The organism is Butyrivibrio sp. X503, from assembly GCF_003625475.1.
GTDB lineage: Bacteria > Bacillota > Clostridia > Lachnospirales > Lachnospiraceae > Butyrivibrio.
The window spans coordinates 78,151-97,989 of record NZ_RAIQ01000006.1 but is presented as its reverse complement, the minus strand read 5'-3'; the positions used below and the strand labels follow the sequence as shown (position 1 = coordinate 97,989).

Here is a 19,839-nt window from a genome sequence, read left to right as displayed (position 1 = left end):
TATGACTATTGTTAAAGAGAAATTTGATGTTGTTGTTATAGGTGCCGGACATGCCGGTTGCGAGGCCGCTCTTGCTTGTGCAAGACTCGGTCTTGAAACTATTGTCTTTACGATGAGCGCCGACAACATTGCATTTATGCCCTGTAATCCTCATATCGGAGGATCCTCCAAGGGTCATCTTGTCAGAGAGATTGATGCTCTTGGTGGAGAGATGGGTAAAAATATAGATAAGACTTTCTTGCAATCTAAGATGCTTAATACTTCCAAAGGTCCCGCCGTTCATTCGCTCAGATGTCAGGCAGACAAGATGGAATATTCCAAAGAGATGAGAAAAGTTCTTGAAGCTCAGGAACATCTTTGTATTAAACAGGCTGAAGTTTCTGAGATTCTTTTTGAGGAAGTTTCCGATGATCTTAAAAAAGAAGGCTATACCAATAAGATTGTCGGAGTAAAGATTTTCTCCGGAATAATTTATGAGGCTAAGGCAGTTATTCTTTGTACGGGTACTTACTTAAAGAGCCGCTGTCTTACAGGTGAAGCGATTACTTACAGCGGACCTAACGGACTTCTTCCTTCTAACCTTCTTTCCGCTTCACTTATTGATGCGGGAATTGAACTTAGAAGATTTAAGACGGGAACACCTGCAAGGATGGATGGAAATACAATTGACTATTCTAAAATGTCTGAGCAGTTTGGAGATACTCCCGTTGTTCCTTTTTCTTTTGATACGGATCCAAAAGATGTACAGCGTCCACAGGTTTCATGTTGGTTGACATATACTAACGAGAAAACTCATGAGATAATTAAGGCCAATATCGACAGATCACCTATTTATGCAGGAATCATAGAAGGTGTTGGTCCGAGATATTGCCCTTCTATAGAAGATAAAGTTATTAAGTTCCCAGATCACGAAAGACATCAAGTCTTTGTTGAACCTGAAGGAACATTTACCAATGAGATGTATATTGACGGAATGTCTTCTTCCATGCCTGAAGATGTTCAGATAGCTATGTACAGAACTGTCCCCGGACTTGAGAATTGTCGAATTGTAAAAAATGCATATGCCATTGAGTACGACTGCTTATGTCCCGGTCAGCTTCATGCAAATCTTGAGATCAAAACTACAAGAGGTTTGTTCAGTGCCGGTCAGTTTAACGGAAGCAGTGGATATGAAGAAGCTGCGGCTCAGGGACTTTATGCCGGAATCAATGCTGCAATGCAGATCTTTAATAAAGAGAGTTTATACATTGATCGATCTGAGGGATATATAGGTGTTCTTGTAGATGATCTTGTTACTAAGGAAAATCTTGAGCCATACAGAATGATGACTTCAAGAGCAGAGTACAGATTGTTGCTCAGGCAGGACAACGCCGATATCAGACTTCGTAAAAAAGGATATGAGATAGGTCTTATTTCCGAAGAGCAATATAACAAGCTTTGTACCAAGATTGATCTTATTGATAAAGAAGTTACCAGATTAAAAAATACTGTGGTCGGAGCCAATGCAACTATCCAGAAATTTATGGAGAAGGTTGGTACGCCATCTCTTAAGACGGCAACTTCTCTTGCGGAACTTATTTGCAGACCCGAACTTTCATACAAGCTTATAGAAGATATTGATCCTGATAGACAAGCTATTCCCGATGATGTAATAGAACAGGTTGAGATCACAATCAGATATGAGGGTTATATCAACAGACAGGAAAGACAAGTTGAGCAGTTCAAGAAACTTGAAAAGAAGAAAATTCCTGCTGATATAAATTATGATGATGTCGGAAGTCTTAGATTGGAAGCACGACAGAAGCTTGAAAGATTTAGACCGACTAATATAGGACAAGCTTCAAGAATCGGAGGAGTTAATCCTGCCGATATTTCAGTACTCATTATTTACCTTGATTCACTTAGAAGAGGAAGTGCCGATGAGAATTAAATACTCTGATATGATCAATGACTTCAAGTCTTTGGGTGTTGAACTAAGTGATAAACAGCTTACTCAATTTGATAAATACTATGAACTTCTAATAAAGTGGAATGAGGTTATGAATCTTACTGCCATCATTGAGTTTGACAGTGTGTGCAAACTTCATTTTGTAGACAGTATTTCTGCTTATAAGTATTTTGATTTTTCCAAAGAAAAGTATTCGCTTATTGATGTAGGAACCGGAGCAGGCTTTCCGGGAATTCCGCTTAAGATTGTTTTTCCAAAACTTAAGATCACACTTCTTGATTCTCTTAATAAGAGACTTAACTTTTTAAATGATGTGATCGATGAGCTTGGACTTAATGACGAAGGTAGTATAGTAACCTTACATGGAAGAGCAGAGGACTATTCTTCTTTTGGTAATAAAGATTCTTTGAGAGAAACTTTTGATATTGCTGTTTCAAGAGCAGTTGCTAATCTCTCTACTTTATCCGAGTATTGTCTACCGTATGTAAAAGTTGGTGGAAGATTTATTGCTTATAAAAGTGAAAAAGCCGGTGAAGAATTATCCAAGGCAAAAGGAGCAATCCATCTCCTTGGAGGAAAACTTATAGACAGTCCGGAGTTTGTTCTTCCTGATTCAGATTACAGTAGAACTATCTGTATTATTGAAAAGAGAGAAAAGACTTCTAAACAATATCCTCGAAAGGCAGGAGTTCCATCTAAGAAACCATTATCATAGATATTGTGTTATTGATTATTATGTTTCACGTGAAACATTGAACTCAGACACAATTCATAATACAAAAAATTGTTTCACGTGAAACATCGAAACACTAAATGTAGTAAAAAACTCCGTGAAACATACAACGCAATAATATAATTGTGTGGTGAAACAAAACAATTTCAAACACAATATATAGAAATAATAATCATAAACACATACGATCAAACCGATTTGTAATACCATAAGCATTATAATGTGGTAAAATCAGATTAGTGTTTAAATAGCTTGGAGGAGTAATGGGTAGAGTAATTGCAATCGCAAACCAAAAAGGTGGGGTCGGAAAGACCACTACTTCTATTAATTTGTCAGCAGCATTGGCAGAAAAAGGAAAGAAAGTTCTAGTCATTGATACAGATCCACAGGGAAATACCACCAGCGGATTCGGACTTGATAAAAATGAATTAGAAAATACCATTTACGAACTCATGATAGGTGAGTGTGAAACCAATGATGCTATCATCAAAAATGTCGTTGAAGAAATAGACGGAGTAGATATCATTCCGTCAAATGTAAACCTGGCTGCTGTAGAGATAGAACTTATCGATGCAGAGCAGAAGGAATTTATCTTAAGGGAAGCAATCGGTAAAGTAAAAGATGACTATGATTATATAGTTATAGATTGTCCACCTTCTTTGAGTATGTTGACTGTCAACGCTATGACAACAGCCAACACAGTTCTTGTTCCTATTCAGTGTGAGTACTATGCTCTTGAAGGATTAAGTCAGCTTGTTCATACGGTTAATCTTGTGAAAGACAGACTGAACCCTGAACTCGAGATGGAAGGTGTAGTATTTACTATGTTTGATTCTCGTACGAACTTATCACTTCAGGTAGTTGAGAACGTAAAGGAACATATTCAGGAAAATGTTTATAAGACGATCATTCCAAGAAACATACGTCTTGCAGAGGCGCCCAGTTATGGAATGCCAATAAATGTGTATGAACCCAAGTCAGCGGGAGCAGAAGCATACAGACTTCTCGCGGGCGAGGTAATAGATAGAAAGTTTGATTAAACCGGAGGGGAACATGGCAGCTAAGAATGTGAAAAGAGGATTAGGTAAGGGACTTGATTCCATAATACCGGCAAAGGTATCATCCTCAGCAAAAGAAACAAAGATTGTTGAACAACACATTGAAGGACAGGTAGTAAAGGTCAACATCACCAAGGTTGAACCAAACAGAAATCAGCCCAGAAAAACATTTGATGAAGACAGTCTCATAGAACTTTCAGAATCAATCAAGCAGTTCGGAATCATAAATCCCATCATAGTTACCGACAAGAAGGATCATTATGAGATCGTCGGCGGTGAGAGAAGATGGCGTGCAGCAAAGAAAGCCGGACTCAAAGAAGTACCGGTTATAATAAAAGATCTCAATGAGCAGGAAATTGCTGAGATAGCACTTATCGATAATATTCAGAGAGAGGATATCAATCCAATTGAAGAAGCTATCGCGTACAAGAAGCTCATTGATGATTTCGGATACACACAGGATGTTGTCGCAGAGAAGGTATCAAAGAGCAGAGTTACAATAACAAACTCTTTGAGACTGCTTAAGCTTTGTGACAAAGTAAGGGAGATGGTTGTTGAAGGACTCCTTTCCACCGGACATGCCAGAGCACTTATTCCTGTAGATAACGAAGAAGAGCAGATAAATCTTGCGCAGAAAGTTTTTGATGAGAAGCTCAGTGTACGTGAGACAGAAAAGCTTGTAAAGAATCTTGGAAAAACCAAGAAGCCCGGTAAGAAAGTAGTTAAGAACGAAAGCATTGATGCGATTTATGCATCACTCTCTGAGAAATGCAAACAGGCAGTAGGAACAAAGGTAGATATTATCTCCAAGGGAGACGGAACCGGAAAGATAGAGATCGAGTTCTACAGCAATGACGACTTAGAGAAAATTACAGATAGACTATGTAGAGGATAATCGGAGATAATAAATATGGAGAGCCAGATATTTAATTCATTGGGTCTTGGAAATCTTGACCCCGCAATTTTATTTTTTGTACTGATCGGAGCACTGCTCATAATGATCATCGTATCAATAGTACAGACATCCAGAGTAAAGAAACTTGAGAAAAGATACAACAAATTCATGCAGGGAAAAGAAGCAGAATCTCTTGAAGATGAGATCGTAGGTCTTTTCCATGACAACAGACTTATCAGAACAGAGAACGAAAAGAACAGAAAAGATATTCAAGACATCAACAAGAGAATGCAGAAAACATTCCAGAAGATCGGACTTGAGAAGTATGATGCATTTAATCAGATGGGCGGAAAGCTCAGCTTCGCTCTTTGCATGCTTGATGAGAACGATAACGGATATCTGCTCAACTCGGTTCACAGCACAGACGGACTCAATTACTGCTATTCAAAAGAAATAAATGGCGGAGTTGCAGATGTTGAACTCAGTGAAGACGAGAGAGCGGCACTTGAAAAAGCACTTGCAAACACAAGTAGATAAGTTTATTGAAATTAAATTGTAAAAAATCTATTTACCATAGAAATTTTTGGAGGAATAAACGGAATGATAGACATTAAATTTTTACGTGAGAATCCGGACGTAGTAAGAGAGAACATCAAGAAAAAATTTCAGGATGAAAAGCTTCCTCTTGTGGATGAAGTAATTAAGCTTGATGAAGAGAGAAGAACAAACCAGCAGAAGGCTGACGAGCTTAGAGCAAACAGAAACAAGATCTCAAAAGAGATCGGCGGCCTTATGGCACAGGGCAAAAAAGAAGAGGCAATGGCTCTTAAGGAGCAGGTTGCAAAAGATGCCCAGACACTTGCTGAGCTTGAAGAGAAGCAAGGAAAACTTGATGAAGAAGTTACAAACAAGATGATGATCATTCCTCAGATAATCGATGATTCAGTTCCTGTTGGAAAAGATGATTCTGAGAACGTAGAGATCGAGAAATTCGGAGATCCCGTTGTACCTGATTTTGAGATCCCTTATCACACAGATATAATGGAGAGTTTCAACGGAATAGATCTTGATGCCGCAAGAAGAGTTGCCGGCAACGGATTCTATTATTTAATGGGTGATATCGCAAGACTTCATTCGGCAGTTATTTCTTATGCAAGAGATTTTATGATAGAGAGAGGCTTTACATATTGCGTTCCTCCTTTCATGATCCATGGAAATGTAGTTGCGGGTGTTATGAGTTTCCCTGAGATGGAAGCTATGATGTACAAGATTGAAGGCGAAGACCTTTATCTCATCGGAACAAGTGAGCACTCAATGATCGGTAAGTTCATCGACCAGATCATTCCCGAGGAGCAGGTTCCTCAGGCGCTTACAAGTTATTCACCTTGCTTTAGAAAAGAAAAAGGTGCACATGGAATCGAAGAGAGAGGTGTTTACAGAATTCACCAGTTTGAGAAGCAGGAAATGGTTGTAATCTGTAAGCCCGAAGAATCAAAGACATGGTACGACAAGCTTTGGAAGAACACAGTAGATCTTTTCAGATCTATGGATATACCGGTACGTACACTTGAGTGCTGCTCAGGAGATCTTGCGGACCTTAAATGCAAATCTTGCGACGTAGAAGCTTGGTCACCCAGACAGCAGAAATACTTTGAGGTCGGAAGCTGCTCTAACCTCGGAGATGCACAGGCAAGAAGACTTAAGATCAGAATTAAGGGCAAGGACGGAAATTACCTTGCACACACACTTAACAATACAGTAGTAGCTCCTCCGAGAATGCTCATCGCATTTCTTGAGAACAACCTTCAGGCAGACGGAAGCGTTAAGATTCCTGAGGTTCTTCGTCCTTACATGGGAGGAAAAGAAGTTCTTATTCCCACAAAGAAATAAGAACAAAGATAAACATCGGAAACTGAAAAGAGGTGAAACAGTAGTTGCATAAATTCCTAAGAGCAGTGGGCTTTTCAAACATCAAGAACAGAAAAGAAATGACACAGCTTATAGTCAGTTCAGTTCAACATCCGACGAGCAGAAATTATGCCTCGTCAAAAGACAATGAGATAATAGCGGAATTTATGAAAGACTACTCCGAGGGAATGGGACTTGCCGTATGCGGTGAGTTTGATGAGGAAGATAAATTCGTTTACGAATACTATTATCCTTATCTGATCCCATCAAGAGTCAGCACCGAAGAAGACATATCCGTAGAAAGACACGCGGCGCAGCATTCATATGCCGGAATATGTAATGAAAACAGAATCGGAGTTTCACTTGTTTTTTACCTTCTAAACATGATCTCTTATATGAAATATGAGAACGAAGATCATTTCCCGATAAGGGGAACAACTTTAAGTTTGTCGGCGCTTTCGATAAAAGGGCAGATACTTATGCCGATTGCCAAGACAGAAGAAGAGAAACAGGTAGCCAAGAAAAAAACAAATTACAGAAACAGGCTTATCAACAATGCAAGGAAAGGTGACGAGAGCGCTATCGAATCACTGACACTTGATGATATGGACCTTTACACGACGCTTTCAAGAAAAATCAGAAAGCAGGATGTGTACAGCTTGGTTGATACCTATTTTATGCCGTATGGAGTTGAGTGCGATCATTACTCCGTACTTGGCGAGATAACTGAAGTCAGAAAAACAGTCAATTCCCTCACGCAGGAGACCGTGCACATAATGCGCATAAATTGTAACGACCTGGAATTCGATCTGTGCATAAACGAGGCGGATCTTCTCGGAGAACCGGCTGTTGGAAGAAGATTTAAAGGAAATATTTGGATGCAGGGATACATCAATTTTCCAAAATAAAATAGAGATAAGAAAGGAGAACAGAGTATGGCAACACCACATAACAGCGCCGAAAAAGGAGATATAGCCAAGACCGTCCTTATGCCCGGTGATCCTTTAAGAGCAAAATTTATCGCCGAGACATTTCTTACAGATACAAAGTGCTTCAACGAAGTAAGAGGAATGCTTGGATTTACAGGAAAATATCAGGGAAAAGAAGTGTCGGTAATGGGACACGGAATGGGAATTCCCTCAATAGGAATATACACATACGAACTGTTCAATTTCTATGATGTAGATAACATCATAAGAGTTGGAAGCGCGGGCGGACTAAAGGAAGATGTCAACGTAATGGACATCATCTTTGCAATGGGAGCACATACAGATTCCAATTACGGTTTCCAGTACGGACTTCCCGGAACATTTTGTCCGACAGCCAGCTACGATCTCCTTGAGAAAGCAGTAGCTATCGCAAAGGAAAAGAATGTAAAGTATCACGTAGGAAACGTTCTTTCTTCAGATGCATTCTACAAGAAGTGTAACGAGAGTGAGCTTTACAGAAATATGGGAGCACTTGCCGTTGAAATGGAGACAGTTGCACTCTACATGAACGCTGCTGAAGCCAAGAAGAACGCACTTACAATTCTTACCATTTCAGATCACCTCTTCAAAGAAGGAGAGCTCTCCGCAAAAGAAAGAGAGACAGGCTTTACCGACATGATGGAGATCGCGCTTAAGACAGCAATACAGCTTTGATCATAATAATAAATAATATGTAAGGAGGCCTTGTGAACGCAGTTCACAGGCCTTCTTTTTTGTGTTTGTAAATTTTTTTGAAAAAAAGTGTTGACAAAGTTAGGAGGATGGAGTTATTGTATTATTGTACTAAGTGACTAGTACAGTAGTACAATAACAAAATCTGTAGAAAGGAATAGAGTATTATGCCATTGAACCTTAATTTAGACAGGCCCATCTTTGTACAGATTATTGAGCACATAGAAAACGACATTGTAACAGGAAAATATAACAGCGGTGATAAGCTACCAAGTGTTCGCGACCTTGCTGCAGAAGCCGGAGTTAATCCCAACACAATGCAGAAAGCGCTCAGTGACCTCGAACAGACAGGACTTGTCCACTCAGAAAGAACCAGTGGTCGTTTTATTACGGAGGACGAGAATATGATTAAAGATTTAAGAACAGCACTTATTGATATGGAAATAGAAGATTTTTTCAACAATATGAAGAGACTTGGATTTGATGAAGAACAGATCATACAGCTTGTAGAACAGTTTGCGAATAAGTGAACTAAATAAATAATATTAAAAGAAGAGAGGAATGAATAAGCAATAACGCAAAAAGGAGAAAAAATGGAAAGAGGATTAGACGCTTATAAATTAAAACTAATTGCAATACCTTTTATGTTACTGGATCATATTTATTCGATTTTTAGTTATGCGGCATATGATAATTTAAATTGGCCGCTTATGCCGGGTTGGATATCTTTGATCACACGATTTGTTTGGCCATTATTCATATACCTTATGATAGATGGATTTTATCACACGCGCAGCCGTATAAAATACCTGCTAAGGCTTGTTACTGCAGCATTGATCATGTTCGCCGGCACCACTATTATTTACCAGTTTTTCGACAAAACTTATTTTACTAAATATAGTTATATAACGTTCTTAGTGGATTATAATATTTTTACGTTGCTTGCGCTTATGTTCGCCTTTATATGGTGTTTGGATAATATTAAACGCAAAAACCATATAATTATTAATGTTCTACTTGCGATAGTAATTGCATTTGCATCTCTTCTCGCAGGAGGTTTAATTGTATTTTTACCGATGCCCATTATTATATGGGCCTTCTATGGAAGAAAAAATAAGCAATGTATCGGTATATTTATTTACAGCTTGCTCTTATTCATAATGGCCCTTAAAACGCACTTCACTATAGATGCAGAAATGGGCGTATCTCTTTATAACAGATTGTGTATGGACAGCGAATGGGCTGTTTTTACAGTCATACCATTCATACTTGCTTATAATGGCGAAAGAGGAAAAAACACCAAGTTTACCAAGTATCTGTTCTACGTATTTTTCCCGCTTCATATATGGATCCTTATCATAGCGCGTTTTATGATTGAGAAATTATAATAGGAATAAAAAAGAAAGCCTCAAACAAAGGCTTTCTTTTTTATGGTAGCAATGCATGAATTCAGCCATGTAGAAACATGGCCATGCGCGGAAAAGGAAGCAAGGCTTCCTTCTCCACGGGCTGGCGCCCTATAAAAAAGGATACATAAAAGCTCTCTCGTGAGTAAATTCCCGTCGAGCTTTATGTATCCTTTTTTGCATGGCTTATAGCTTTCGCGAGTGTTCCCGATGCGATTCGAACGCACGACCTTGTGCGTTTTGGTCGGCAGCGATAGACTGCCGGCCTGAAATAATGTTCCCGATGCGATTCGAACGCACGACCTTCCGCTTAGGAGGCGGACGCTCTATCCTGCTGAGCTACGGAAACATGACTTATGTATATTAGCATAAAATCAGCCTCAAATCAATAAATGAGATGAGGCTGATGAGCTGGTATTTTTATGCTGCTGCGTTACCCTTATTCTTTTCTTTGAACTGTTTAACAAGAGTCTTTCCTGCGATAACAGCAAGGATGATAGAAAGAACAACGAGGAGAACTGCGATGAGAGCCTGGATAAGAGCCCAAATATCAGCAGCGCCTGTTGTGTAAGCAGTAAGCTTAGCCTTGATTGTTTGAACAAGTGAGCAGATTGTAACAGCAAGCATGAAAGTCATAGGAATATAGAACATCTTGTTGTTCTTTCCTACAGCGCCAAGCCATGTGCAAACTGCAAGAAGTCCGATAGCTGCAAGAAGCTGGTTAGCTGCTCCGAAGAGAGGCCAGATCTTGGTGTATCCTGTCATACCAAGGCTTACGCCAAGTACAACGGTGATTGCTGTTGCAACATAAGGATTAGCGATAACTTTCTTATAGCCTGTAAGATCTTTTGCTGTCTGTCCATTCTCTACGAAGAACTCCTGCAACATGTATCTTGCAAGACGAGTAGCTGTATCAAGTGATGTGAGACAGAATACAGAAACAGCAAGGATAAGAAGCTGATACATGATATCCTGCATGCCGGGTGCGAAAGAACCAATCATTGCTGAAAGACCGCCTGCGAATACCTGTGTAGGGCTTGCGTATGTTCCGTCTGAAGCGGCAACCCATACAAAGCCGATAGCGCAAAGAGAGATAACGGCAACGATACATTCAATAAGCATTGAACCGAAAGCAACGGGCTTAGCATCCTTCTCGTTATCAAGCTGCTTAGCGGTTGTACCTGAAGAAACAAGTGAGTGGAATCCTGAAATAGCACCACAAGCGATGGTTACGAAAAGAGCAGGGAAAGCAGTACCTGTTGTGAATACGCCTGTTCCCTTAAGAGCTGCATCTCCCATAGCAGGGATAGCGAAGCTTCCATGACCTGTAACCGTAGCACCGATAATAGCAATTATACCAGCGCCGATCATGAAATAAAGAAGGAATGAGCTAAGGTAATCTCTAGGCTGAAGAAGAATCCAGACAGGAGTTACGGAAGCTATAAGGATATATGCTCCGAGAATCCACATCCATTGATTGTAAGTAAGTGCAATGGGGTGGAAGTTAAGTCCGATGAAAACTACGGCAATAATGCCAACGCATCCGATAACGGAAGAGATTCCGATAGGAGCGTTCTTTCTGTATACAAAGAAACCAAAAACGATAGCCAAAAGAATGAATAAAATAGAGATCATGGCTGTTGACTGGTTAGCTGCCAAAGTAGCACCTTCAACTGCGGCACCTGCGGCTGTCGTAACACCGAAAGTACTAGCAACGATCGATGAGAAAGCTGCAACTACAAGAAGAAGTGTAAGGTAGCCAAATGTGATGAACAGCTTCTTTGCTGTCTTACCCATTGAATCATCGATGATCTCACCGATTGACTGACCCTTGTGACGAAGTGAAGCAAAAAGAGCTCCGAAATCATGTACGCCACCAAAGAAGATACCGCCGATAAGTACCCATAAAAGAACAGGAACCCATCCGAAAACGGCTGCCTGAATAGGTCCGTTGATAGGGCCTGCTCCGGCGATTGATGAGAAGTGGTGACCCATAAGCACAGGCGCTTTGGCGGGAACATAGTCAAGACCGTCCTCAAGCTCATGTGCAGGTGTCTTACGACTGGGATCAACACCCCACTGTTTAGCAAGCCATCCGCCGTAGAGAACATATCCCACAGCAAGAACGACAATGCTGATGATTAATAATACTGCTGCATTCATACTTTTTTCCTCCTAATTTTTGTAGATATCACACAACATACTTTTTAGCTCTTTTCCGCCATAATTTGTGAACACTTCCTGCGTATCGGTCGATGTGACCGCAAGCCTGGCTTCGCTGTGTCCTCTGAAATTAAAGAGGTAACCCTTATCAAACTTAAATCTCTTGATAGCCTTTTGTGTGGTAGCATCAGGAGCTTTATCACTGATAATGACAAAAGTCAGATAAGAACACATATGGTCCTTCTCCGGGTATTTTTCATTTTTCCTAACGAGAACAGGCTCGATCGACTCCCTTATTAAATCGAGCAGCTTCTCAAGATCGGCGCGATCAACGGACTCTTTTTTTATAAAAAAGACGTGCTCGAAAATCGTGACAGCCCAAAGCTGAGCTTCTCTCTTAAGAACGTATTTCTCGCTCAGAGAATGAAACCATGCATATGCAGGAAATGTACAATCTCCTATAGTAAAGTTTTCTGTGATATCGAAACTTGCCTGATATCGGAGCAGAAGCTCCTTCAAATACATGTCTGATGAAATCATCTCATCACCTTTCAGGTCAAATTTATGGATGTGGAAAAGATAGTCCACTTTTTACTTTACCACGATAACGTGTGATTGCAAGATAACAAAATTAATATCATGGATAAAACATTAATTTTGTAATGTACAAAAAAAGTGAGTAAAATGAAAATAAAAAAATACAGGAGAAAAGAAAATGCCTTTTATAAACTCAAAGATAAGCGTTAAGATTACACCCGATCAGGAAAAAGAGCTTAAGGAAAAGCTCGGACAGGCCATCTCGATAATCCCCGGAAAGAGCGAAAGCTGGCTCATGACAGGATTTGAAGACGGATACCATCTTTATTTCAAAGGCGACAATTCAAAGCCCATGGCATTTGTAGAAGTAATGGTGTTTGGCGGACCCAATAAAGATGCCTTTAATAAACTCACAGCCAAGATAACGGAAATATTCGGACAGGTTCTTTCAATCGCGCCCGATAATATATACGTAAAATATACTCCCGCAGACGACTGGGGATGGAACGGAAGTAACTTCTAAAAGTGTATGAAAAAGTAATCAGACATTTACATAAGCCGGCGATAGCACTTCTGACAGCAGTGGTAACACTGCTGCTTTCGGCATGCGCGCAAAGCACAAGGGACAAAAGCATTGAGTACATATCGCAGAAATATGCCGTCCCGGAAGACAACCAGCTTATAGTGTACACGTCGCATAAAGAAGAAGTCTACCTTCCCATCATCCGAGAATTCGAGAGCCGGACCGGCATCTGGGTCGACGTTCACGCAGGCGGAACAACCGAGATGATGAGACAGGCGAGAGAAGCTTCCGAAAACGGAGAGTGTGACATCATGTTTGGCGGCGGAATCGAAAGCTTCGAAGCGCAGAAAGATCTTTTCATGCCATATAAGGTAGAGAGTAGTGAGGCGCTCGATAGAACCTACGCTGCTTTCGATAATTCCTGGACGGTCTTCACGGAGCTACCGATAGTATTTATCTATAATAAAAAGCTTGTCCGTCCCAGTGAAGTTCCAAGAAAATGGAGCGATCTTTTTGACGAGAAATGGAAAGGTCAGATTGCATTTGCCGACATTAAAAATTCCGGAACCAGCTATACCATTCTTTTTACCATGGAACAGATACTCGGAGAAGAGTCAAAAGAACTGGTGCCAAGATTTTACGAGCAGCTCGGAGGAAACATCCTTGATTCTTCGGGAGAAGTTATTCCCGATGTTTCCGACGGAACGTTTCTTATAGGAATAACGCTCGAAGAGACAGCCAAGAAATACATGGCGCTCGGATACGACATAGCACTTATCTATCCCGAAGACGGAACCAGCGCCATTCCCGACGGATGTGCGATGGTAAAGAATGCGCCGCACAGCTACAATGCCGGAAAATTCATAGACTTTGTTGTCGGCTACGATACGCAGAAATACGCAATGGAAAACTTCTACAGAAGACCCGTGCGAAAAGACGTTGAACTTACCAAAGATTTTGGAGAAGCTTCTTTTATAAGATTGGATATAAAAGAGTCGGCGGCCAAAGAGGAAGAAGTGTTCAAGATCTGGAATGAGCTTGAAGGCGGGGAGGACTGAGTATGAAAGGTGTGATAAAACAGTCCTTCAAAAGGCAGATATTTGTGATATTCCTGACCGTAACACTTGCACTTGTCATCATCGGCGGAATACTTACGATACAGGGATTCCTTACAAAACTGTCTTCCGATTATGAAAAAAGAGATCTCGATCAGTTTTCCGTGATAAAAAAGAATATGGAAAGCGACCTCAAGATGTCCGAGGAAGCGCTTGATAAGCTCTCAAATAGCAGAGTCATAAAAGCGACGATTGAAAACGACTACGCCAATTCTCTTGATATATACACATCTCTCTACGAAGCCTCAAGAGGGATAAGAGATTTTGCGGGAGTCGGAATATACAAGGGCGGCCGGTGCCTTTACAGCACATGGACAGATACGGGAAGCAAAGATCTTCCCCAGAATTATTCAGTTCTTGGACAGGCACAAACTCAAAAAGGAAAAACCGTCTATTCGCTTGATCCGAGATCCTCATCGGAAAGAGGAGCGGCTCTTTTGATGGCAAGACAGATCACGGAAGGCGTTGAGAACGGATATATTGTAATAAGAATAGAACAAAACGCGGTAAAAGAGAGACTTAGCAAAGAGATTAATTCCAAAGACGGTCTCATGCTGACAACAGGTTTCTTAAGACCCATATGTTTGCTTGGAACGGCGGAAGACGGAAGCGAGCTTTCCGGAATCAGGAAGAATTTCCTTATAGGACAGAAATATACATTCGGAAGCACAAACAACATATATATCACGGAGCTTGCGGATACAGGTCTTTTGTGCATATATGTTACACCGCCCGCGCTAGGCGAAGGAGCGGCAAGAGCCGGATACCAGATCGTCGTTATACTCTCTATCATAAGCGTACTTGTATGCTTGTTGGTCGCATCGAGGATGAGCGAGTACTTCTCAAAGCCGATAGCAGCGCTTTCTTCAGCAATGAAGAGATTTAGAAAAGGTGATTTTGATACAAAGATAGAGCTTGAAAGAGACGATGAATTCGAGCAGCTCGCGACGGGCTTTAACAAAATGACCACGCAGCTTAAGACCACGATGGAAGAGAGAGTCGAGGCTGAAAGAAACGTAAACGAGACAAGAATAAAGATGATGCAGGCGCAGTTAAATCCGCATTTTCTTTATAATACCCTCGATACCATAAAGTGGGTTGCCAAGGCGCACGGAGTAAACGAAGTAGCCACTCTTTCTTCGTCACTTGCGGGAATACTAAGGACGGGAATTTCCGAAAAACAGTTCTGCAAATTATCAAATGAGCTTGAACTTGTTCAGAATTACTGCGATATTCAGAAGATAAGATTTGATGATAAATTTGACATAACGATAGATGTGCCGGAAGATGTTATGAACGCAGTCATTCCAAAACTGATATTGCAGCCTATCGTTGAAAACGCCATCATCCACGGAATGGAAGAGATGGACGACGGACATATTTACGTTGCCGCGGTTCACGACACCGCAAACGGAAACAACCTTCTTAAGATATCCGTTCAGGATAACGGAAAAGGAATCAGCGATGAGATGCTCAATGCGCTCAACAACGACGATGTTGAAACATTAAAAGGGCACCTTGGACTAAACAATGTCAACACAATCATAAGATTGTACTACGGAAAAGAATACGGAGTCATGGCATTTAGGCCATCCGAGGGCGGAACCGTAATGATAGTAACGCTTCCCTACTCAGAGGATCAGCCATAACAATGGAGAAAAGAGAAAACGATGACATCGGTAATGATAGTAGATGATGAAAAATATGTAAGGCAAGGCATAATAACGGAAACCGACTGGGACCTTATCGGCTGCGAAGTTGTGGCTGAGGCATCCAACGGCGAGATGGCGTATGAGCTGGCGATCAAGCACAGACCGGATCTTATAATCTCAGACATCAAGATGCCCAAGATGACAGGAATAGAACTTGCGGAAAAGATTCACGAAAGATTTCCCAATACCAAGATAATATTCCTTACGGCATATGATGAATTTGAGTATGCAAGAGCAGCGATAAAACTCGGCGTTTCGGATTATCTTTTGAAACCCTTTAAGGACGGTGAGCTCGAAGGCTCCGTTCAAAAGCTCCTTCACCTTCATCCGATGACTTCGAATGCAGACGATGCCCAGCTAGAAGATGAGCTTATAAATCTTAAGAAAAAAGAGGACATCTCAAACAGGTACGTTCAGAGCGCGATTGAATACATCGAAAATCATTTTTCGGATGCGGATTTTGCGCTTGGAAAACTTGCGGAGTCCATGGGCGTGAGCGAAGGTCATATCAGCAGACTTTTTAAGGCGGAGACAGACATCAGTATCGGAAACTACCTCACAAGATATCGCATAAGAAAAGCCATGAACCATCTTAAGAACGTTCAGGTCAAAGTGTATGAAGTTGCCGAGAAGGTTGGATATCAGGATATAGCATATTTTTCCAACACGTTTAAAAAACTGGTCGGAAAATCTCCCTCGGATTACCAGGCAAAAGGGCTTGAATAAGCCAAAAACGAAAGATGTCATTATTCAACAAATAATATCAGATTTGTCTTATATAAATGATTAATATGCATAACTAAAATGGATGTATCAAGTAAACACACGCTTGATGCATCCATTTTTTAATTGGAATCAAAGGAGGAAGAAACGTGAAAAAGAAAGTATTATCAGCTATTCTGACATTCACAATGGTAGTAACGGCTCTCGCAGGCTGCGGAAATACAGCAGCAAACACAGCACCTGCAGGCGATCAGGCAGCACCTGAGGCAGACGCACCTGCTGACACAGCAGCAGACAGCGCAGCTCCCGCAGCTGAGCTTACAGGCATTGATGCCATCATCGCAGAGGCAGAGACAATGACAATGGAAGAACTTGCAGCTAAGGCTATTGAAGAGTCTAACGGCAAGACATTCTACGGCGTAGGTAATTCCAGCCGCGGAAAATCAGCTCTTCCGTTATTTATTGAGTACTTACAGTCAATCGATTCTTCATATTCAATGGAATTTGAGTGGCAGCAGCCCAAGAACAACAAGATCTTCGAGCAGCTCACATCAGATTCACTTAAGAGCGAAGGTACATTCGCTATGACACTTATCCAGGACGGAAATCAGATTCAGTCCAAGATGGTCGACACAGATATCTTAAAGACCTTTATTCCTAAGGAGTGGGCTGAAGCAAATAATACGTCTGCGGATTCTTATGAGGGATTCCTTCCTCTTCAGACACTTAACAAGGTATTTATGTACAACAGCACAGGAAGCGCAACATACAACAACTGTTGGGACTTCGTATATGACGGAGCACATCCTCTTTTCATGGGTGTTGATTCCGAGATCGTAGGAAAGAACTTCCTTATGATGCTCACAGAAGACAAGTACGCTACATGGCTCAAAGAAGCTTACGACAAGCTCGACGATACCAAGAAGGCATACTTCGAGCCTACAATCAAGGCTATGCAGGCTGACGCCAACGACCTTGGTCTTGGCGCAAACGGAGCATACGCTCTTGCATGGATCAAGCTCTGGGTTAACAGCTACAACGAGCAGACAGATGACGGCCCTATCTGCAACACACTTGTAGATGCATCCGCAAAGGATCAGGCAGGACTTCTTGTTTACTCCAAGCTTCGCTCTGTAGAAGAGTCAGCAACAGTATCTGTTAACAACATCAAAGTTGCAGCATACGAAGACGGCTACACAGGAATCGGCGGATACGGCTATTGCCACTACCTCTTCCTTACAAAGAACAGTCCTCTTCCTTGGACATCATGCGCATTCATCGCTTTCATGACTTGCACAGAGCAGGGATTTGAAGCATGGGGCAAAGACATGGGCGGATATTCATCCAATCCTAAGGTTGCAGAAGAGATCGAAGCTACATTCCATCACTCACAGGGCGGCGGAGATGAGTTCCCTGCAAAGAACGACCGCGGATATGACTGGTGGACAACAAACGGAGAGCTCGTACTTGAGGATCCCGTATATTGTTCAGAAGTATCCTTCTCAGTAGGAAGCTGGATCGACGTTCTCGACCACTATGCACCCGGAGAGTGATCCTTAGTTAAATAACAAAAGGGATGCCGCTTTTATAAAAAGAGGTGGCATCCCCTTTTAAGGAAAAGAGGTAAAAAATGCAAGCAATCGCAAAACCAGACAAAAGTGCGATTTTCAAAAATAAGGTAAAGACTTGGTTTTCCCAACCTCAGAACATAATACTTTTGCTGTTTGGGATTGTTTTAACCTTTAGTACTGTCGCACCTATCATAGCAATTGTAAAAGATACGTTCAGTATCCATCCCGGAACGATCGATCAGCATCTGACCAAAAAAGTTTCGGGCTATACGATAGTAAACTACATCGACCTTTTCACCAGCAGACTGGCCAGAGCCAATCTGTGGACACCGCTTCTTAACACAGTGATCCTTTCGGTTCTTACTTGTGTGATATCGATCTTGTTCGGCGGCCTTTTTGCCTTCTTGGTAACAAGGACCGACATGAAATTCAAAAAATATTTAAGTTCGATCTTTATTTTCCCTTATATCATGCCGCAGTGGACACTCGCTGTAGTATGGCAGCACATGTTCTATTCCAACAAAGTGACGGGAACAAGTGACGGACTTCTCGCAGCGATATTCCATGTTTATTTCCCGACATGGTGGTGTCAGGGAGTATTCCCAAGCGCAATGGTACTCGGCCTACACTATGCACCCTTTGCTTACATCCTGATCGGCGGAATATTCAAGAACATGGATGCAAACCTTGAAGAGGCGGCAACAATTCTTGATACACCCAAGTGGAAGATAATGTTCAAAGTAACGCTTCCCATGATCAAGCCAGCCATTCTCTCAACAATACTTTTGGTATTCGGAAGCGCAATGGGAAGCTATCCCGTTCCGCACTACTTAAACCTTACAACACTTTCAACCAAGTACATTTCAATGAACAGCACCTATACAGGTGAGGCAAGTATCCTTGCGATCATCATGATGGTATTCGGTGTGCTGATCCTTGGAATGAACCAGATGAGCTTAAAGAGTCGCAAGAACTATACAACGGTTACCGGAAAATCCGGACAGCTCACAAAGCTCACCATCGGAAAGATGGGAAAATACATTGTGGGAATCGTATTTATTCTCATTACATTCTTTACAAGTATTTGGCCGATAGTTCTTTTTGCACTTGAGACCTTCCTTCCCAACCCCGGTGATTACAGCTTCCTTTACACAGGAAACTTGGCTCATCTTACAACAAAGTGGTGGGTTACAAACGAAAACGTGACTGAAAACGGAATGTACGGACAATCCGGAATTCTGTATAACAATACAATATGGCATGCATTCTTCGGAACCCTGTTCCTTGCAGTTGTCTGTGCACTCATCGCAGGAACCATCGGAACACTTATCGGCTACGCAGTTGCCAAAAAGAGAAGAAGCAAGTGGGCCAACTACGTTAACAACGTGGCATTTTTGCCTTACCTTATGCCATCAATAGCGGTAGGAGCAGCATTCTTTATCCTGTTCTCCAATGAGCACATCAACCTCTTTAACACATACACACTGCTTATCATCGCAGGTGTGGTTAAGTACATTCCTTTTGCATCGAGGAGCTCACTTAACTCCATGCTCCAGATAAGCAACGAGCTTGAAGAGGCTGCGGTCATCATGGACACACCTTGGATAAAGAGAATGACAAGAATCATCATTCCTATCCAGAAATCGTCGATCATAAGCGGATATCTGCTTCCGTTCATGACGTGCCTTCGAGAGTTGTCATTGTTCCTTCTTCTCTGCACGCAAGGCTTTATCCTTTCGACAACACTCGACTATTTCGATGAGATGGGACTATACGCATTCTCAAGTGCGATCAACCTGATACTTATCGTGACAATCTTAGTATTTAACACACTGGTTAATAAGCTGACGGGCGCAAGCCTTGACAGTGGCATAGGAGGAAAGTAA

General features: G+C 41.5%; 18 protein-coding genes and 1 tRNA gene. 16 read left to right on the top strand and 3 right to left on the bottom strand.

The features are described from left to right. Position 1: 1 nt before the first annotated feature. The 10 genes from mnmG to D6853_RS11820 all read left to right on the top strand — a co-directional run bounded on the left by mnmG (position 2) and on the right by D6853_RS11820 (position 9,591). Positions 2-1,930: a tRNA uridine-5-carboxymethylaminomethyl(34) synthesis enzyme MnmG gene (mnmG, locus tag D6853_RS11865; RefSeq protein ID WP_120658223.1), complete on the top strand. Its 1,929-nt coding sequence runs from the start codon at positions 2-4 to the stop codon at positions 1,928-1,930. After that, a complete protein-coding gene (rsmG, locus tag D6853_RS11860; protein ID WP_120658222.1) occupies positions 1,920-2,663 on the top strand; it encodes a 16S rRNA (guanine(527)-N(7))-methyltransferase RsmG in 744 nt (247 codons plus the stop codon). The genes mnmG and rsmG overlap by 11 nt, the downstream gene beginning before the upstream one ends. A 281-nt stretch (positions 2,664-2,944) precedes the next feature. Continuing rightward, entirely contained in the window at positions 2,945-3,721 is a 777-nt protein-coding gene (locus tag D6853_RS11855) for a ParA family protein (protein WP_120658221.1), read from the top strand. A 13-nt stretch (positions 3,722-3,734) separates the two neighbouring features. After that, complete coding sequence (locus D6853_RS11850) at positions 3,735-4,634, top strand: ParB/RepB/Spo0J family partition protein (RefSeq protein WP_120658220.1); 900 nt, start codon at positions 3,735-3,737, stop codon at positions 4,632-4,634. A 15-nt stretch (positions 4,635-4,649) separates the two neighbouring features. Then, the gene (locus D6853_RS11845; protein ID WP_120658219.1) at positions 4,650-5,171 is read left to right on the top strand and encodes a DUF4446 family protein; all 522 of its coding nucleotides are present in this window, start codon (positions 4,650-4,652) and stop codon (positions 5,169-5,171) included. Between the two features lie 63 nt (positions 5,172-5,234). Continuing rightward, the gene (serS, locus tag D6853_RS11840) at positions 5,235-6,524 is read left to right on the top strand and encodes a serine--tRNA ligase (RefSeq protein ID WP_120658218.1); all 1,290 of its coding nucleotides are present in this window, start codon (positions 5,235-5,237) and stop codon (positions 6,522-6,524) included. Positions 6,525-6,568: 44 nt separating this feature from the next. Continuing rightward, positions 6,569-7,450, top strand: a complete 882-nt coding sequence (locus tag D6853_RS11835; RefSeq protein WP_120658217.1) for a DUF3881 family protein — start codon at positions 6,569-6,571, stop codon at positions 7,448-7,450. 27 nt (positions 7,451-7,477) lie between these two features. Continuing rightward, positions 7,478-8,185, top strand: a complete 708-nt coding sequence (deoD, locus tag D6853_RS11830; RefSeq protein WP_120658216.1) for a purine-nucleoside phosphorylase — start codon at positions 7,478-7,480, stop codon at positions 8,183-8,185. A gap of 185 nt (positions 8,186-8,370) precedes the next feature. Beyond that, entirely contained in the window at positions 8,371-8,733 is a 363-nt protein-coding gene (locus D6853_RS11825) for a GntR family transcriptional regulator (RefSeq protein WP_120658215.1), read from the top strand. A 63-nt stretch (positions 8,734-8,796) separates the two neighbouring features. Next, a complete protein-coding gene (locus D6853_RS11820; RefSeq protein WP_120658214.1) occupies positions 8,797-9,591 on the top strand; it encodes a TraX family protein in 795 nt (264 codons plus the stop codon). Positions 9,592-9,884: 293 nt separating this feature from the next. On the opposite strand, the gene D6853_RS11815 is transcribed toward D6853_RS11820, so the two are convergent. The 3 genes from D6853_RS11815 to D6853_RS11805 form a co-directional block, all read right to left on the bottom strand. Further along, positions 9,885-9,958, bottom strand: a tRNA-Arg gene (locus D6853_RS11815). Between the two features lie 71 nt (positions 9,959-10,029). After that, positions 10,030-11,772, bottom strand: a complete 1,743-nt coding sequence (locus tag D6853_RS11810; protein ID WP_120658213.1) for a carbon starvation CstA family protein — start codon at positions 11,770-11,772, stop codon at positions 10,030-10,032. Positions 11,773-11,784: 12 nt separating this feature from the next. Then, positions 11,785-12,312: a hypothetical protein gene (locus D6853_RS11805; protein WP_120658212.1), complete on the bottom strand. Its 528-nt coding sequence runs from the start codon at positions 12,310-12,312 to the stop codon at positions 11,785-11,787. 175 nt (positions 12,313-12,487) lie between these two features. Here D6853_RS11805 and D6853_RS11800 point away from each other — a divergent pair, with 175 nt between their 5' ends. The 6 genes from D6853_RS11800 to D6853_RS11775 all read left to right on the top strand — a co-directional run bounded on the left by D6853_RS11800 (position 12,488) and on the right by D6853_RS11775 (position 19,839). Beyond that, the gene (locus tag D6853_RS11800; RefSeq protein ID WP_120658211.1) at positions 12,488-12,832 is read left to right on the top strand and encodes a phenylpyruvate tautomerase MIF-related protein; all 345 of its coding nucleotides are present in this window, start codon (positions 12,488-12,490) and stop codon (positions 12,830-12,832) included. Positions 12,833-12,834: 2 nt separating this feature from the next. After that, the gene (locus D6853_RS11795; RefSeq protein ID WP_120658210.1) at positions 12,835-13,890 is read left to right on the top strand and encodes an extracellular solute-binding protein; all 1,056 of its coding nucleotides are present in this window, start codon (positions 12,835-12,837) and stop codon (positions 13,888-13,890) included. Between the two features lie 2 nt (positions 13,891-13,892). Further along, complete coding sequence (locus D6853_RS11790; protein ID WP_120658209.1) at positions 13,893-15,596, top strand: sensor histidine kinase; 1,704 nt, start codon at positions 13,893-13,895, stop codon at positions 15,594-15,596. A gap of 21 nt (positions 15,597-15,617) precedes the next feature. Continuing rightward, entirely contained in the window at positions 15,618-16,385 is a 768-nt protein-coding gene (locus D6853_RS11785) for a response regulator transcription factor (protein ID WP_120658208.1), read from the top strand. A gap of 146 nt (positions 16,386-16,531) precedes the next feature. Next, positions 16,532-17,935, top strand: coding sequence for a hypothetical protein (locus tag D6853_RS11780; protein WP_243108347.1), 1,404 nt, complete (start codon positions 16,532-16,534; stop codon positions 17,933-17,935). 77 nt (positions 17,936-18,012) lie between these two features. After that, positions 18,013-19,839 (top strand): ABC transporter permease, encoded by a 1,827-nt coding sequence (locus tag D6853_RS11775; protein WP_120658207.1) that lies wholly within the window; start codon positions 18,013-18,015, stop codon positions 19,837-19,839.

Coding starts and splice junctions, on each gene's coding strand:
- mnmG (WP_120658223.1), top strand. CDS start 2: ATGACTATTGTTAAAGAGAAATTTGATGTTGTTGTTATAGGTGCCGGA.
- rsmG (WP_120658222.1), top strand. CDS start 1,920: ATGAGAATTAAATACTCTGATATGATCAATGACTTCAAGTCTTTGGGT.
- D6853_RS11855 (WP_120658221.1), top strand. CDS start 2,945: ATGGGTAGAGTAATTGCAATCGCAAACCAAAAAGGTGGGGTCGGAAAG.
- D6853_RS11850 (WP_120658220.1), top strand. CDS start 3,735: ATGGCAGCTAAGAATGTGAAAAGAGGATTAGGTAAGGGACTTGATTCC.
- D6853_RS11845 (WP_120658219.1), top strand. CDS start 4,650: ATGGAGAGCCAGATATTTAATTCATTGGGTCTTGGAAATCTTGACCCC.
- serS (WP_120658218.1), top strand. CDS start 5,235: ATGATAGACATTAAATTTTTACGTGAGAATCCGGACGTAGTAAGAGAG.
- deoD (WP_120658216.1), top strand. CDS start 7,478: ATGGCAACACCACATAACAGCGCCGAAAAAGGAGATATAGCCAAGACC.
- D6853_RS11825 (WP_120658215.1), top strand. CDS start 8,371: ATGCCATTGAACCTTAATTTAGACAGGCCCATCTTTGTACAGATTATT.
- D6853_RS11820 (WP_120658214.1), top strand. CDS start 8,797: ATGGAAAGAGGATTAGACGCTTATAAATTAAAACTAATTGCAATACCT.
- D6853_RS11810 (WP_120658213.1), bottom strand. CDS start 11,772: ATGAATGCAGCAGTATTATTAATCATCAGCATTGTCGTTCTTGCTGTG.
- D6853_RS11805 (WP_120658212.1), bottom strand. CDS start 12,312: ATGATTTCATCAGACATGTATTTGAAGGAGCTTCTGCTCCGATATCAG.
- D6853_RS11800 (WP_120658211.1), top strand. CDS start 12,488: ATGCCTTTTATAAACTCAAAGATAAGCGTTAAGATTACACCCGATCAG.
- D6853_RS11790 (WP_120658209.1), top strand. CDS start 13,893: ATGAAAGGTGTGATAAAACAGTCCTTCAAAAGGCAGATATTTGTGATA.
- D6853_RS11785 (WP_120658208.1), top strand. CDS start 15,618: ATGACATCGGTAATGATAGTAGATGATGAAAAATATGTAAGGCAAGGC.
- D6853_RS11775 (WP_120658207.1), top strand. CDS start 18,013: ATGCAAGCAATCGCAAAACCAGACAAAAGTGCGATTTTCAAAAATAAG.